Here is a 15247-nt window from a genome sequence, read left to right on the forward strand (position 1 = left end):
TCTCCCTCCATAGAAAAAAGCTGATTCGATGCAAAGAATCAGCTGTGATTGTCAAACTGAATCACACGGTATTCATGCGGTCCGACCGCCAGCCTCCCCGCTTTTTCCGAACGGTTCGTCAACAAATCCGTTCCCGCTTCCGGCAATGTTACGCTTCCGCCTTTTCCATCCATATTCACGATGACCCACACAAGGCCGTTATCGCCTTTGCGAGGGGCAACGATCGTGCCGGGTGTTACATCCGACCGAACGGAAATGGCTGCTTCAGCGGCATAATGCCTGACGAGCGCTTCCAGCATCGCATCCCCTTTTTTCCCGGATGGAAGCGAGCCGAGCATGACGATTTTTCCCTTGCCGTGCTTCCGTTCTGTCAGAAAAGCATGGCCTGCTGCCGGTCCTGACTCAACCGTGCCTAGGGTGTTTCCGTTCTCTGTATCAAACACCGCGCTCCACAGCCCCAGTGGCGCCGTGATGCCAAACGCTTTCCCTGTATTCGCATCCTCGTTCATTGGAAAGGTAAACAGCGTTTTGATCCCGGCTGTTTTCTCAAGTTCGCCAAGCCCGCAATCGGTATGAATTGTATGCTCGCTTGAGCGTCCCCCTGTCAGCGGTCCAACAATCCAGATGCCTCCAGCTTCAGCGAATGCCGAAGCTTTTTGGATAAAATCCGAAGACAGATACGGCACAAATGGCGTAAACAGCAAGCGGTAGCCGTCCAGTGGAACGCCTTCCGGAATGAGGTCACGGTGTATCCCCGTGTTAAGAATACGCTCATAAAAATGGGTCACAAGCGTACGGTGCTGGAGTCCCCGGTGAGGCTCCGTTTTGATAAATGCTTTTGCTCTGTCGGAGTACGTCATCGCTGCCTCGGCTTGAACGGGCACAGTCGATAAAATCACCTGTTCGATGTCCTTTCTTGCCCGCTCGACTGCCAGCACGTTCTGATAGCCCACGGTCGGCTCGCCCCAGGCACTGAGAACCGAACCGTGTGAAATCTCGCTGCCCGAACGCTGCTGGCGCCACAGCCAATAGCAAAAACCCTCGCTTCCTAAGGCGTAGGAAGATACGGCTTCGGCCTGTAAATACCCATCGGCATGCGGAAACGCGGAGCTTTCGAGCGAGGCGGCATACGACGGACTCGTTTCCAAAATCCAAAACGGGCGCCCGTGTTTCAAGTTCCTCCACAAATCACAGTTCAATAAAAAAGCAGAAGCGTTTTCCTGCGAAGCGTACGTATCATAGGAGGCAAAATCGAGATTCCGAAACATCCGCTCATTGTCCACGCTGAACATGACAGAGCCGTTATGCGTGATCGGCGCATCCGAATAGCAGCGGATGATTTTGGCCTGTTCATCCGCAAATGAAGCGATCCTCTCCATCGAAAACAGCTGATACATGGTGCTTAGAGAGGCGTGATGCAGAAACGGGGCTGGCCCCGGCTGCGGCACTTGCTCAAACGTCTGGTAGGTTTCGCTCCACACATTGGTTCCCCATGCCTCGTTTAACCGCTCAATCACGCCATAGCGGTTTCTGAGCCAGTCATGCCATAAGTGCAAGCACGTCTCACACATGCATTCTGCAACATGGCATTTAAACTCATTGTCTAGCTGCCAGCCGATCAGTCCCGGGAGCTGGCCAAGCTCCTTGGCGATGCTTGTGGTAATGATGGCGGCTTTTTTTCGGAAATACGGGTTGTTCGTACAAGCATGCTGACGGGAGCCATGCCCCATGACCTCTCTTTTTTCGTTTACATGCATACGCTCCGGCCGGCCGTGCGACAGCCAAATCGGCGGTGTAGGCGTCGGCGTGCACATGATCGTTTCGATGCCGTTATCATACAGCCGGGTGATGATCTCTTTGAAAAAACTGACGTCAATTTTTCCTTCTTCCGGTTCCATGACAGACCAGGCAAATTCGCCGATCCGCACAACATTCACGCCAACTTCACGCATGATGTCAATGTCCTGCTGAATCGTCTCTTCATCCCATAGTTCTGGATAATAGCAAGCACCGTGATACAGTTTTCTCCTCACATTTTTCACCCTTCTTTGATGATCGATTCTGTCAATGGCAGGCCGAGCTCCTTTATGCCTTTTGCCACAAGTTTCGCCATTTCATTTGCGCCTTTTTTTGTAAAGTGCGTGTAATCGTTCATTCCTTCTGACACCATAAAATAGGTGTACACTTTTTCCTCGCCCTTCTCGGTAAAGAAAGCAAGGCTTTTCTCCATCAGATCAATGAGCTGGACATTCTCCTCAGCAGCCGTCTGCTTCATGGCAATGCAATAATCAGGAAAGTCGTTCAAAAACACGCCGTTTTCATAATGAAAGCGGGCTACAGGGGTAATGAGAAGCGGATGGGCGCCTTTTTCCCGCGCGCCTGCGATATATTGCTTTAAATATTGTTTATAGGTGGTATAGGGCTCGGTGTAGCGCTCCGGCTTATTTTTCGACGCGTCATTATGGCCCATCTGCACAAACAGCCAGTCACCCGGCTCAATCACATCAAGAATCGCCTGAAGCCTGCCCTCTTCCACAAATGTTTTCGAGCTTCTTCCCCCGATTGCTCTGTTGATCACCTGGATATGCTCCGGCAGATGCGAGCCGAGAAACTGCCCCCAGCCCCCTTGATTTGTGCTGTCTCCATACGTTTGAACAGTCGAATCGCCAGCAAGATAAATGTGATTTGCCATATCTCATTCCCCCTCGTTTTTTCGTTTCATATGGCATCAATCATGGACAGCTCTTCCCTTGAAAAACAGGTGAGTTTAGCGCCTGAACATTGGTCGTCCTGGCTTTGATTAAGTCATCTTGTCGTACTGTTCAGCCTTTGCTTCGTAGTTCCTCCTATAGCGGCGCCTCCGCTTTGCTGCCCGCTATGTACAGGGCGGGCTTCGGCGGTTTTTTCATTCCCGTTCCGAGGTAAAAGCCCGTGTGCGGCGGCTGGTTGTAGGCGGTGTTCTGCCAGGCGATGCCGAGCCTGTAAACCGGATCGTGCATAAGCGTATAAAAGCGATGGCGGGTGAGATGTATCGTTGTATAGATACGGAGCGCGCTGCTGTCTTCCGTTCTCCATATCACTTCTTCCCGCCAGTCTCCGAACAGGTTGGCCTGAAGAACAGGATTTCCTTTTGTGCCGTTGTTGGACAGCACGCCGTCCGGCTGAAAAATCGTCTTCAGACAGTGGTTTTCAGCATCCCACTTTTCAATCTTCGGCCGGCCGGCCGTTCCGTCCCAGTCATGATCAAGCAGCTCCCTGACCAAGTCGCCGTCCCACCAGATGGCGAAATTGGCTGAGATGGGCGCTTTGTCACTGATTTTTTCTCCTTTACTGGTAAAAAGGCCGTATGACATTCCGTCATTGCTCGGCGGATCGATTCCCCAGACGAGCGATCCTTTGTAGTTTGGGTCTATATGAGCCGCCATGCCCCTGCCGACGTCAGTTCCGGCATGAACGCCCCACAAAATCTCGCCGGTTCCGGCATCACGCAGCGACAGTCCGTACGGTTTCGAGGCATCCTCATGCACCTGAAACACTTCAAGCCCTTTTCGGGACGGATCCAGATCCCCTACATGCATCGCGTCTCCGTGTCCGAGCCCCGTTGTGTACAAGCCTGTGCCGTCATGATCAATCGCCATGGCGCCGTAAATGATTTCATCCTTCCCGTCTCCGTCAACATCTGCCACACTCAAGCTGTGGTTGCCCTGCCCTGCATACGCTTCATGGCCCGGCTGATTGGAATCAAATATCCAGCGTTTTTTGAGCCTTCCGTTTCTGAAATCGTATGCCACGAGTACAGCTCTCGTATAGTAGCCGCGCGCCATCACGAGGCTCGGCCGCTCCCCATCCAAATAAGCGATCCCGGCGAGAAAACGGTCCATGCGGTTTCCGTAGCCATCTCCCCAATCTTCCAGCTTGCCGCGGGGCGGTTCATATTCCACGGTCGTGAGCGCTTCACCGGTTTCTCCTTTAAACACAGTCAAATATTCTGGACCGGACAGGATTCTGCCCTGTTCGTTCCTAAAATCGGCATGCTCATCGCCAATGATGTGTCCTTTCCCGTCTGTTGTGCCGTCGGCTGTTTTCATGGCGATTTCTGCTTTTCCGTCACCGTCCAGGTCATAGACCATAAACTGGGTATAATGCGCGCCTGCTCTGATGTTTTTGCCGAGGTTGATGCGCCACAAAAAGGTGCCGTCCAGTTTATAGGCATCTATGAGAACCTCCCCGGTATATCCGTCATGGGCGTTGTCTTTTGAATTGGACGGGTCCCACTTCAGGATGATTTCATATTCCCCATCCCCATCCACATCCCCGACACTGGCATCATTGGCGCTGTAGGTGTACGGCTTTCCGTCCGGCGTGATACCGCCCTCCGGTTTGTTAAGCGGAACCTCTAGGGCATTTTCCCGCCAGACGGGAGCTTCTTTGGACAGCTTTTCTTCCCGTCCCTTATTGACGGCCGCCACCTGGTAAACAGAGTCCGCCGTTCCGTTTTGATCGAGAAAATTGGTGCTGTCCGCGATAGGCTCGCGGGTGATCCGCCTTCCATCCCGATAAAGGTGAAAAGCCGTCGTCTCATGATCCGTTCCGAGAAAACGCCAGCTGACAAACACGCCCTGCTCCGTCTTGACCGCAATTAAGCCTCTGGTCAAGTATTCCATCTGCCTCTTTTTTGGCTTCATTTTAATGGGAACGGGCTGCGTGCAGCCCGTTCCTTCCCCCTTTCTATTAAGGCGTATACATATTCGGTTTTGGCTGTTCCGCCATGCCCTCTCCTAAAAAGAAGCTTGTGTGCGGCGGCTGGTTATACGCGACATTTTGCCAGGCGATGCCAAGCCGGTACACAGGATCGTGCATCAGCGTGTACAGCCTATGCTCAGTCGGAATGGTTGTCGTGTAAATGCGGAGCGCACTGCTGTCCTCCGTTCTCCACACGACTTCCTCTCGCCAGTCCCCAAGCAGATCAGCCTGAAGCGTCGGCGTTGCTTTTGTGCCGTTGTTGGCGGCCGCGCCTGATGCAGTCAGCATATTTTTCGATACGCCGTTTTGATAATCCCACTTATCGATTCGGTTGCTGTCCAGCTGTTCCCGCAGCAAGTCGCCGTCCCACCAGATGCCGAAGTTGGTCGATGACGGAACACTGCTTCCGATTTTGACGCCTTTCGCTGTGTAAAGAGAACCGTTTGCCCACACTTCCTGTCCCGGATAACGCGGGTCAATATCAGCAGCCATCCCCCGGCCTACATCCTTGCCTGCATGAACGCCCCAAAGGATTTTTCCGGTTGCCGCATCACGGAAGGATAAGCCGTATTTTGCATTTTTGTCCTCATGAACTTGAAACACCTCAAGACCCGGCCGGCTCGGATCAAGATCCCCGGTATGGAGGGCATCCCCGTGGCCTAAGCCAGTTGAATACATGCCTTTTCCATCATGATCAACAGCCATTGAGCCGAAAATGATCTCATCCTTTCCGTCCCCGTCAACATCAGCGATGCTCAGGCTGTGATTCCCCTGTCCGGCAAACGCCTCATTTCCAGACTTCGAAGAATCGAACGTCCAAAGCTTTGACAGCTTTCCGTCTCTGAAGTTATAGGCGACAAGCGCGGTTTTGGCATAATACCCTCTGGTCATGATCAGGCTCGGCCGCTGTCCGTCGAGGTAGGCAATGCCGGCGAGAAAACGGTCAACCCGGTTGCCGTAGCTGTCTCCCCAATCTGACACATTGCCGCGGGCCGGTTCAAAGTTTGTTGTGACAAGCTCTTTCCCGGTTGCACCTTGAAACACAGTAAGGTATTCCGGCCCTGAAAGCACACGCCCCTGTTCATTTCTGTAATCAGCATTGGCATTTCCAATCACTTTGCCTGTGCCGTCTTTTGTCCCGTCTGCCGTTTTCATCGCCACTTCCGCTTTTCCGTCACCATCAAGGTCATACACCATAAACTGGGTGTAGTGCGCTCCCGCTCTGATGTTTTTGCCGAGATTGATCCGCCATAGCTTCGTTCCGTCAAGTTTATAGGCGTCAATCAGTACGTCACCCGTATAGCCATCCTGTGAGTTGTCCTTTGAATTAGACGGGTCCCATTTCAGGATCAGCTCGTATTGCCCGTCACCATCCACATCGCCAACACTTGCGTCATTGGCGCTGTAGGTGTAAGCTTCACCCTTTGGCGTCGTGCCGCCAGCCGGTTTATCCAGCGGGACGGAATGATACGGCTGCGCCCATACGGAGGCTTTTTCAGAAGCCGCCTGTTCGGTACCGTTTACGACAGCCCGAACCGTATACGTTGAGCCAGCCGATCCGTTTTTATCCACATAGTTCGTGGTTTTGACAGGCGCAGTATTCAGCTTTTGTCCGTCTCTGTACACATTGAACGAAACAGATGCGTTTTCAGTGCCAAGAAACCGCCAGCTGACAAAAATGCCGCCGTCCGTCTTGACCGCCACAAGCCCCCGGTTCAGCGCTTCCATCTGCCGCGCTGCTCCTTCAGCTTTCACAGGACATACAGTGGTTCCCATCACCAACAAGACCAGCAACGTAACAGCGGTAAACAAGCGTTTCCTTCGTTTAATCATCAGACAGCTCCTTCTCATTTTTCTGTAAGCGCTTACTTAAATTGGATTTTATGCGCTTTGTGATCTGTCTTCAATTACACTTTTTTGCATCTGCCTTTTTCGGACACTGCACTTTTTTGCGCGATTGTCATTTTTTTGTTATCCGGCTTGGTGGTGCTGGGCCTCCGTCTTTTGAAATCCTCTGAGAGCAAAAAACATCGACACTAGCCCAAATAAACATGGGCCGTAAAATGGGATCAAGCCCGGGAGCGTATACAGCAGGTAAAGGACAAATCCGCACCCGATCAGCATACATCCGGTCGTCAGCGGCCGCATGGCGCCAAACAGCAGCGCTTGCGGAATATATTTGCGAAGCGGGAGCTGGTAATGCACATAAAGGGGAAATACATACATCAGCGCAATGATATACAAAAGCCCCGCAAGCAACGTGCAGCTTGTTACGGTAAAGGACAGCCAATCCGTACTTGCAGAAAAATAATGATAATTCGCGGACAATATGAGCAAAAGAGCCGCAAACGCCAGTCCAATTGCATTGACCTTGAGAAACTCTTTTTTGTAGGTATCGAGAAATAACGGAAACACCGGGATATCCTTTTGCCCCATCAGCCATTTCCGTATGACGGCACACATCGCGGCAGTGCTCGGCGCCCATCCGAAAAGAACGCCGCCCAAAAGCGTAAACAACAGCCACAGCCCGTTGAGCCACGCAATTTTCACCACCGCTTCACAGCCTGCATAAAGCGCATCCGTTACCGTCGTCCTCATCTTCTCACCGCTTGATGCACAGCAAAATCTCGATAAGCGGCTTTCATGGGCGCCATCTGCCGGAACCCGATTTTCCCTTTTGTTAACACAGACCCGTAGGTGCTGCCGTCGTCCATCCATTCAAGAATGGGCAAATCATTGATTGAAAAGTGCACATAGCCTTTGTCTTTAATGAGCTTCATATGATACGGGGAATCAGCGTCGTCTGGAGATGGGAGCGGATCGGCTCCCATCGTGGCGAGATGGAAACCGCGGCTTTTTCTTAAATTGCAGGTGCGGAACGCTCTTTCCTCCGCGTATTTTCTGCGGAAATACGACAGGTGGAGCGCATTGATATCCCCCGAATGATATTCAGGGTATTTTCCCGTTCTTTTCTTGAGACTTGGATCAAACAAATCTTCGCCTCCAATCCCCGCAGCGGCAAAAAACAGCATACACAACCCAGGCTGCTCAATCGGAGAGAAGTCCCACGTCACAATGATGCCATCCGGAAACGTTTCCGGGCACCAATAGACAAAGTGTGCTTCGTCCTGAACATGCGACAGATGCAAGCGGTGATCGTCAAATGTGATCTGTCCGCCTCCCTCCATCCGCCAGTCCTTCACATCGCTTGCTGACTGGAGCGGATTGCGGTACAGGCACGCGCCTTCCTTATACATATTCTTTTCCCTCCCGGCTCACGAGATGATCCTTCAGCGGAAGACCGAGTTCTTCAATGCCTTCTGCCACAAGCTTCGCAACCTCCATTGCCCCTTTTTCTGAAAAATGCGTATTGTCCTCAATGCCGTCCGGATAATTCGGATGTTCATTCGGCTGAAACCAAACGAACAATCTTTTCGACTCCTCCGGTCCGTATGCTTCATAGAGCTCTTTTGTTTTTGCCAACAGATCAATCACAGGCACATCAAGCTCCTTCGCCAGTGCTTTCATCGCATCAGGGTACTCGCCAAGTGTATGCTCGATCCGTCCGTTTTCATCAAAACGGCGGCGCTGCACCGATGTGACAAAGACAGGATGCGCTCCCTTTTCGCGTGCCGTATCTGCAAACAGGGTGAGAAATTGCTGAAACGTAGAGTACGGCTTCGTCCCGCGCGGTTTCTGGTCATTGTGGCCGAATTGAATAAACAAATAATCGCCCTGTCTGATGCGCTCGGCAATCGCCTGAAGCCTTCCTTCCTCCACAAAAGAATTGGTGCTTGCCCCTCCTTTGGCGTGATTGTGCACCTTCACATCTTCAGAAAACAATTGCCCGAATACCTGCCCCCACCCCGCCATCGGCGCTTCATGAGGCGGGCAGTCACTCACGGTGGAATCCCCCGCTAAAAACACTTGAATCGGTTCCTCCATCACATGTTCTCTCCTTTCACGGCGTTTCCTGATACATTTGCCTGAAGACACCAGGCGGCATGCCGACCTGTTTTTTAAAAATCCGATTGAAGTAATTGTGGCGGTAGCCGACTTCTTCCGACACGTCATGAATTTTTTTATTCGTATTCACCAGCAGCTCTTTCGCCTTTTCGATTCTGATTTGGGTCACATAATCTATAAAATTAATGCCGGTCACTTGCTTAAATGCCTTGCTTAACGTATATGAATTCATGCCGAGCGCATCGGCACAGCTTTCCAGGGAAATATCCGCCATATACTGTTCGTGAATCATGGCGATGACACGATCCGCCAGCTGCTTTTGCTGTCTGTTTTTTCTGCCCTCAAGCTTGGAAAGGTAAGGCGTCACCACAGCATCCATCAGCCAGGCCGTTGCTTCATTAGGTTCGCGCAATTCTGAAATGTCAAGAAGCAGCTCCCGATGCTGAAATAGGTCACTCGGATTGAGCCCGGAATGCAAAATATCCTCCTGAATGCGGGAAAACAGCTGAATCAGGGCGGAGTGCACATGCCTGTCTATGACCGCCTTTTCCGCCAGGTCCTCCATGCATACATGTATCAATTCCTCGGCCTCCTGTTTTCTTTCCAGCCGGATGGCCTGAACAATTTGTTTTTCCAGTTCAAAAGGATAATAAGGGGCGGATTGCTCACCCTGAGGGAAGTCGGCCTGCAAATCAATCACCTGATGCCGATTGGCAAACTGCCTGCGGGATTTGCCGCTTTTTACATCCTGAAATAAAGCAGGGATCTCCGTGACACGCTCCGTCTTCCTGCTCATCGTTCCGGACAGGCTTAATCCGGTAACATCGTCAAATTGGCGTGCCAGCTCCGTTACATACGCCTTCAGATCAGAGCTGTTTGTTTTCATCACAAGCAAGGTGACGGAAAGCCGGCCGATATCAAGAACAGAGGTCTGAAAACAGCGTTTTGCCGCAAGCTCCTCGGCCAGATTTGTCAGCGTAAATACAGCAAGCTGTTCATCACCGGCACGAAAGATGCTTTTTTCACAGCGGAGGCCTGTTACCTGAAGATCAAGCACCTGAAACACTTTTTCTCCGATGCTCCATCCAGCCTCCTCCATCCGCGATCTGAGGCTTTTCTCGTTGTCATAGTAAAAATCGCCCTGCAAGAGGTGCTGAAAGAAACTCTTTTTCATATGGGGTGTCTGCCGCAGGAGCTGCTTTTGAAGTTTCTGGCTTTCAAGGGATAGATCATGCCATCGCTTTTCAATCCACTTGAATTCATCCTGCCCGGACGCCTGCCATGTTTTCTTCTCTCCCCCGGTAAACAAGCCAAGCAAATGCTGAATGGGGCGATAGATTTTTTTTGATGCATACCACGTCATGCACACCGCCAAGCAGATGCAAATGACAAGCATCACGATGATCACTTTTGATAAAAACACCATCGGCGCTGTAATGGCTGAAAGAGGCGCCGCTGACACAAAGGTCCACTGCTGATGCATGCGGTTCATTTCTCCAAATGAGACGGAATACACCTTGCCGTCCCATTCCATCTGAAAATGGCCTTTCTCTTTCGGCTGTTTCTTTACCTCTTGAAGTAAAGTCTTTTCAAAATCTATTTCTCCCTCGTGAAAAAGCACCTCCTGATTTTGATCCAGAAGCAGCGCACTGCCATCAGGATAAGGGGACAAGCTTTGCAGGATGGACTCCATTTCTTTCGGATCAACCGCCAGCATGATCGCGCCGAACGGTTTCTCCGCTGCGCCCGGAATGAGCTGGATCAGCATCGCTTGATTTCCGGATCGGTTCCAATAAATACTGTTGTCTGAGGCAAGCAGCGAGCGATACTTGCGAAGCGCCTCCTGTTCTGTCAAAGCGCTGTATTCAGGGCTCAGTACAAGAGGCCGGGGGCTGTTCAGAAAGATGGAAGCCTGCTCGATCAGCGGCTGCTGGTCCCGTAAAAGAAACAGTTTTTTCGTTAATTGATAGGAGAACGTAAAGTCTTTCTCCAAATCCCTCTCGGCCAATCCGTTCATCAGCGAAGAATCATATGCCATCTGGGTGAGAGTCAGCTCCAGCACTCCCAGTTTCTCATCCATTCGGCTGACTTCACGCGCCACCTGTGTTTCATGTGATCTCTGCAGCTCTTTCTCTACCTTATCGATCGAAAAAAAGTAGATAGCGCCGCCAGTCAGCAATCCGGGAATACAGGCAATCAGCAAAATGAAGACAAAGTTTCTTTTGAAATACGTTCCCTTCCAGCGTGAAACCCGTTCCTTCTGTTGAGGCTGTTTTTTCATCCCTTTCCCCCCGCCGCCATCTTTACTGATACACGCGTTTTTTCGTTCTCAACACATCAGCAAGAAACGTCAGCGCAAGTCCCTGTCCCCATCCTTGTATTCGTTTGTAAGGCACCTGTTTGTATCCTTCTGCATTTTTCATGACGGCTGTTCCGGCCGATACCTTGCTGACCCGTCCGTCCTCTTCTACCGCATCCAAAATGGCGGCAAGCGATTTCTGCACATATTTCGTATACAGCTTTCCGTTCGACAGCAGAGCAGAGGCAATCCCAGCCGATGCCGAAACTTCGAGATATGAATCCGGGTCATCCAAAATGGTATGCCACAGCCCTGTATCGTCCTGAAGCCGGACGAGCGCGCTTAGCTGATCTCTGAGCGATCCGTCGATGATCATAAAGGAAGGATGCGTCACCTCAATGAGCGGGAGCGCCTTCGCCATCGTAAGTGCCGCCCAGCCGTTCGCCCTGCCCCAATAAATCCCCGACAGATGATTTTGCGCTTTATTGTCCCAGGCGTGGTAGTACAAATTCGTGACAGGGTCCTGAAGCACGTCTTCATGTCCGTGAAACTGGCGCAGGCCGTCTTCAAAATAATCCTCACGCTCCATCACCCGCCCGATTCTCAGCATAAACAGTCCCGCCATCATCAGCGTATCCGCCCATGCCTGTTCAGGAAACACGTACTCTGTCGAATTAACCGTATGCTGAAGAATCCCCTCGCCAAAGCGCGGCGCTTTATGCAGCACATACTCCGCCATCTCGCCCGCTGTTTCCAAATATACGTGATCACCCGTCACCTTGTGGAGGAACAAAAGCGTATGTCCGATGGAAACCCCGTTGATCGAAAGCGGCGGCAGCCCATCCTCCAGCTGCTCATCCACCCACGTTTTTAACAGATTGATATATTCCTCGTTTTCCGTCGCTTCATAAGCCTCCGCCACGCCGTAAAACGCGACGCCGCCCGGCCAATCCCACGCAAAATCCATCTGAAATGTCCGTTTCACGATCCGGTCAATGACGGACGTCACCTTTTCTTCGTCAAAGATAAGCTGTGCCATCTGCAACACTCCTTTTTTATTTTAATCCGGTCGTACTGATGCCCTGAACGATATATTTCTGAAACAAAAAGAATACAAGAATCACAGGCAATAACGAGACGGCCGACATAGCAAACATCGCGCCCCAGTTCGAAGCCGATTCCGTATCGAGGAAAAGCTTCAGCGCAAGCGAAACTGGATAAAGCTCCGGCTTATTCAAATACAGGAGCGGCTGAATCAGCTCCTCCCACTTCCAATAGAAGGAGAAAATCGCAGACGTCGCAAGCGCTGGGGCAATCAGCGGAAGAATGATCCGCCAAAAGCAGGCAAAGCGCCCGCAGCCATCGATTCGAGCGGCTTCATCCAGCTCCTCGGGAATCGTCCGGATAAACTGGATCATCAGAAAAATAAAAAACGCATGCCCGAAAAATTGCGGAACGACAATCGGTTTAAAAGAATTCAGCCAGTCTAATTTCGCAAACAAAATGTACTGCGGAATCATCAGCACTTCATGCGGCAGCATTAACGTCCCCATCATGCAGGCGAACCAAAACGCTTTCCCCTTAAACGGGATGCGCGCAAATCCGTACGCAATGACAGCCGATGACAGGACGGCGCCGATTGTTGACAGGCCGACAATGATCGCCGAGTTTTTAATAAAGGTCAGAAACGGCTGCCCCGCAATGCCCTTCCATCCTTCAGCATAGTTGCTGAGAATAAAAGGATCGGGAATGAGAGAATGAGAGGTTGTAAAAATACTGGAGCTTTCCTTAAACGAGCTGACAAACAGCCAAATGACCGGGTACAGCAATAACACTGCCAGCGATGCCGTAAAAACATGGAACAGTATGCGTTTGGGCCTGACGCGCCCGGCTTTTTTTCTCTCAAAAACCGGGGCTTCTCTGACAGGCTGGTTGACCGGCTCCATCCGTCATTCCTCCTTTGACTCGTAATGAACCCAATATGACGATGTTTTAAACAAAATCAGCGTAATCAGCCCGACAATGATGAGCATGATCCACGCCATCGCCGATGCGTAGCCCATTTGAAAATAGTTGAACGCCCGCTGGAACAAATAGAGCGAATACAAAAGCGTCCCGTCAAGCGGCCCGCCCTCGCCCTTCGAGATGATATAGGCAGGTGTAAATGTCATAAAAGCAGAAATCGTCTGCATCACAAGATTAAAGAAAATAATCGGCGTGAGGATCGGAAGCGTAATTTTAAAGAAACGCTGCACCCGATTTGCCCCATCCACGCTTGCCGCTTCCAAATACGAAGACGGAATGTTTTTCAGCCCGGCCAGAAAAATCAGCATCGATGACCCGAACTGCCAGACGGACAGCAGAATCAATGTCCACAACGCGCTAGCCGGGTCCTGGTACCAAAGAATTTTTTGATCAATCCCGACAAAAAACAGCAGCGCATTGATGACCCCGTCATTGCCAAAAATATTGCGCCACATAATCGCCACGGCCACGCTCCCGCCGATGATCGAAGGCAGATAAAAGAGCGTTCTGTAAATGGCCGTTCCTTTTGATGCATTGTTTAAAATGACAGCGATAAAAAGCGCGAAGCCGAGGCGGAGCGGAACCCCGGCAAGCACATACGTAAACGTCACCTTCAGTGACTGCCAATACTTTTCGTCACCCGTAAACATTTCCTTGTAGTTATCGAGCCCGATCCATTTCGGCGCCGTAAACAAGTCATAGCTTGTGAAGGACAGAAACAAGGACGCCCCCATCGGAATCACCGTAAAACATAGGAATCCGATAATAAACGGAGAAATAAAAGCATATCCCGCCAGATTGTCTTTTCTCATACTCCGGCTTTTTTTCATTGCATCAGCCCCATTTCCCGTCAGTTATTCCTCTCTAATATCTCATTGGCCTGCTTCCGGAACGTTTTGGCGGCTTTTTCCGGCGATACCTTCTGATACAGAATCTGATCAGACGTATCCTTCAGCAGCTTGATGACCTCCGCGCTTCCCACAGGCTCCGGCGGATCGGCTTTGCTGATGTTTTTTGATGCAGTTTCTACATATTCGATGATGTTGGCTTCTTCCTCATTCAGCTTCGGTTTAATCGCGTCCGCCACCTTGTCAGAAACCGGAACACCCCGTTCGCCTTTGATCAGCATGTTGGCTTCTTTATTGTTGACGAAGAAATCGATAAACTTTGCGGCCTCTTTTTTATGCTCAGAGCTTTTCGGGATCGAAAACAGCATACTCGGCTTCAGCGTCAGCGCTTTTTCCTTCATTTGCTCCGGCGGCAGATAAAGAGACAGCGGCGAGTCTGTCAATCGGGCAAAGCCCAAATATTGATTGGAGTAGTTCCATGTAATTGCTGACTTGCCTTTGACGATAAAGTCGTCCTCCATCCCTTTAATCTGTGCGCTTTCATCAGGTGTTGGGGATGTTTTCGCTTTCACCAGCCTCAGCTGCCGTTCAAAATAATCGACAAACAGCTGATCATCCTGATACGCGAGGCCTGTGCCGTCTTCTTTATAAAAACGCTCACCCTTCGTGCGCAAATAATAAGGGAAGAAAATATCAGGCGGATGCATTCCATTGGAGCCGTAGACGCCGGCTTTTTCCTGAAGGTCATACGCCAGCTTCTCGTAATCCTCCCACGCCCAGTTTTCCTGATTGATGGACACACCGGCTTTCTTCAGTAAATCATCATTCGCAATCGCAGACAGCACGTTGACGCCCAGCGTAAACCCATAGAGCTTATTGTCAATTTTTCCGCCCGACAGCATATTCTCGTCGATTGAACTGACATCAATCGTTCCATCCTTTGTATACGGCGTTAAATCTTCCAGCTGGTTCTTCTTTCCGTACTGTGCCAAATAAGCGGTATCCATTTGAATGACATCAGGAAGCTGGCCGGCGGCAGACATCGGCGCGAGCTTTTTCCAGTAGTCATCCCAGTTAGCAAATTCCGCATCAATATTGACGTGCGGATTCTTTTTCTCATATAGTTCAATCACCTTCGTTGTATAATCATGCCTTGGCTGCCCGCCCCACCATGCGATTCTGAGCGTAATGTCTTCTTTTTTCCCCGATGCCTCTTCGCCTGAAGAACATCCGCTGAAAAAAAAGACGCAGACAAGTGTTAACAGCACGTAACAAATCTTCTTCAAACCAATCCCCCCTTTAATGTAAGTGCTTACATTTTATTTTAAAGTGTTCGGATGGGGCGAAACACTCAAAAAACAGTGGC

The 15247-nt window shown here is 50.8% G+C and carries 12 protein-coding genes; all 12 read right to left on the reverse strand.

Features of this window, described 5'->3' with window-relative positions:
• Positions 1–38 precede the first annotated feature (38 nt).
• Positions 39–2033, reverse strand: a complete 1995-nt coding sequence (locus tag AC0DBE_RS14570) for a beta-galactosidase (RefSeq protein WP_472962633.1) — start codon at positions 2031–2033, stop codon at positions 39–41.
• A gap of 5 nt (positions 2034–2038) precedes the next feature.
• A complete protein-coding gene (locus AC0DBE_RS14575; protein WP_014112969.1) occupies positions 2039–2692 on the reverse strand; it encodes a rhamnogalacturonan acetylesterase in 654 nt (217 codons plus the stop codon).
• A gap of 154 nt (positions 2693–2846) precedes the next feature.
• Positions 2847–4685, reverse strand: coding sequence for a rhamnogalacturonan exolyase (gene rhgX, locus AC0DBE_RS14580; RefSeq protein ID WP_472962635.1), 1839 nt, complete (start codon positions 4683–4685; stop codon positions 2847–2849).
• 46 nt (positions 4686–4731) lie between these two features.
• Positions 4732–6576 carry a rhamnogalacturonan lyase gene (gene rhgW, locus AC0DBE_RS14585; RefSeq protein WP_472962637.1) on the reverse strand — a complete coding sequence of 615 codons (1845 nt, stop codon included), beginning with the start codon at positions 6574–6576 and terminating at the stop codon, positions 4732–4734.
• A gap of 138 nt (positions 6577–6714) precedes the next feature.
• Entirely contained in the window at positions 6715–7341 is a 627-nt protein-coding gene (locus tag AC0DBE_RS14590) for a YesL family protein (RefSeq protein WP_072182251.1), read from the reverse strand.
• Positions 7338–8000, reverse strand: coding sequence for a YesU family protein (locus tag AC0DBE_RS14595; protein WP_472962639.1), 663 nt, complete (start codon positions 7998–8000; stop codon positions 7338–7340). The genes AC0DBE_RS14590 and AC0DBE_RS14595 overlap by 4 nt, the downstream gene beginning before the upstream one ends.
• The gene (gene rhgT / locus AC0DBE_RS14600) at positions 7993–8691 is read right to left on the reverse strand and encodes a rhamnogalacturonan acetylesterase (protein ID WP_472962640.1); all 699 of its coding nucleotides are present in this window, start codon (positions 8689–8691) and stop codon (positions 7993–7995) included. The genes AC0DBE_RS14595 and rhgT overlap by 8 nt, the downstream gene beginning before the upstream one ends.
• A gap of 13 nt (positions 8692–8704) precedes the next feature.
• Positions 8705–10990, reverse strand: a complete 2286-nt coding sequence (gene yesS, locus AC0DBE_RS14605; protein ID WP_472962642.1) for a transcriptional regulator YesS — start codon at positions 10988–10990, stop codon at positions 8705–8707.
• Between the two features lie 22 nt (positions 10991–11012).
• Positions 11013–12047 (reverse strand): rhamnogalacturonyl hydrolase YesR, encoded by a 1035-nt coding sequence (yesR, locus tag AC0DBE_RS14610; RefSeq protein WP_061186159.1) that lies wholly within the window; start codon positions 12045–12047, stop codon positions 11013–11015.
• Between the two features lie 16 nt (positions 12048–12063).
• A complete protein-coding gene (locus AC0DBE_RS14615; protein ID WP_072565899.1) occupies positions 12064–12954 on the reverse strand; it encodes a carbohydrate ABC transporter permease in 891 nt (296 codons plus the stop codon).
• 3 nt (positions 12955–12957) lie between these two features.
• Positions 12958–13887 carry a carbohydrate ABC transporter permease gene (locus AC0DBE_RS14620; protein WP_088884194.1) on the reverse strand — a complete coding sequence of 310 codons (930 nt, stop codon included), beginning with the start codon at positions 13885–13887 and terminating at the stop codon, positions 12958–12960.
• Positions 13884–15167 carry an ABC transporter substrate-binding protein gene (locus tag AC0DBE_RS14625; RefSeq protein ID WP_014112959.1) on the reverse strand — a complete coding sequence of 428 codons (1284 nt, stop codon included), beginning with the start codon at positions 15165–15167 and terminating at the stop codon, positions 13884–13886. The genes AC0DBE_RS14620 and AC0DBE_RS14625 overlap by 4 nt, the downstream gene beginning before the upstream one ends.
• Positions 15168–15247: the final 80 nt, after the last annotated feature.

It is taken from the genome of Bacillus sp. VA15 (assembly GCF_055721145.1).

What these genes read in the sequence shown, in the direction of transcription:
- AC0DBE_RS14575 (WP_014112969.1), bottom strand. Translation starts at nt 2,692, where the DNA reads ATGGCAAATCACATTTATCTTGCTGGCGATTCGACTGTTCAAACGTAT.
- rhgX (WP_472962635.1), bottom strand. Translation starts at nt 4,685, where the DNA reads ATGAAGCCAAAAAAGAGGCAGATGGAATACTTGACCAGAGGCTTAATT.
- rhgW (WP_472962637.1), bottom strand. Translation starts at nt 6,576, where the DNA reads ATGATTAAACGAAGGAAACGCTTGTTTACCGCTGTTACGTTGCTGGTC.
- AC0DBE_RS14590 (WP_072182251.1), bottom strand. Translation starts at nt 7,341, where the DNA reads ATGAGGACGACGGTAACGGATGCGCTTTATGCAGGCTGTGAAGCGGTG.
- AC0DBE_RS14595 (WP_472962639.1), bottom strand. Translation starts at nt 8,000, where the DNA reads ATGTATAAGGAAGGCGCGTGCCTGTACCGCAATCCGCTCCAGTCAGCA.
- yesS (WP_472962642.1), bottom strand. Translation starts at nt 10,990, where the DNA reads ATGAAAAAACAGCCTCAACAGAAGGAACGGGTTTCACGCTGGAAGGGA.
- yesR (WP_061186159.1), bottom strand. Translation starts at nt 12,047, where the DNA reads ATGGCACAGCTTATCTTTGACGAAGAAAAGGTGACGTCCGTCATTGAC.
- AC0DBE_RS14615 (WP_072565899.1), bottom strand. Translation starts at nt 12,954, where the DNA reads ATGGAGCCGGTCAACCAGCCTGTCAGAGAAGCCCCGGTTTTTGAGAGA.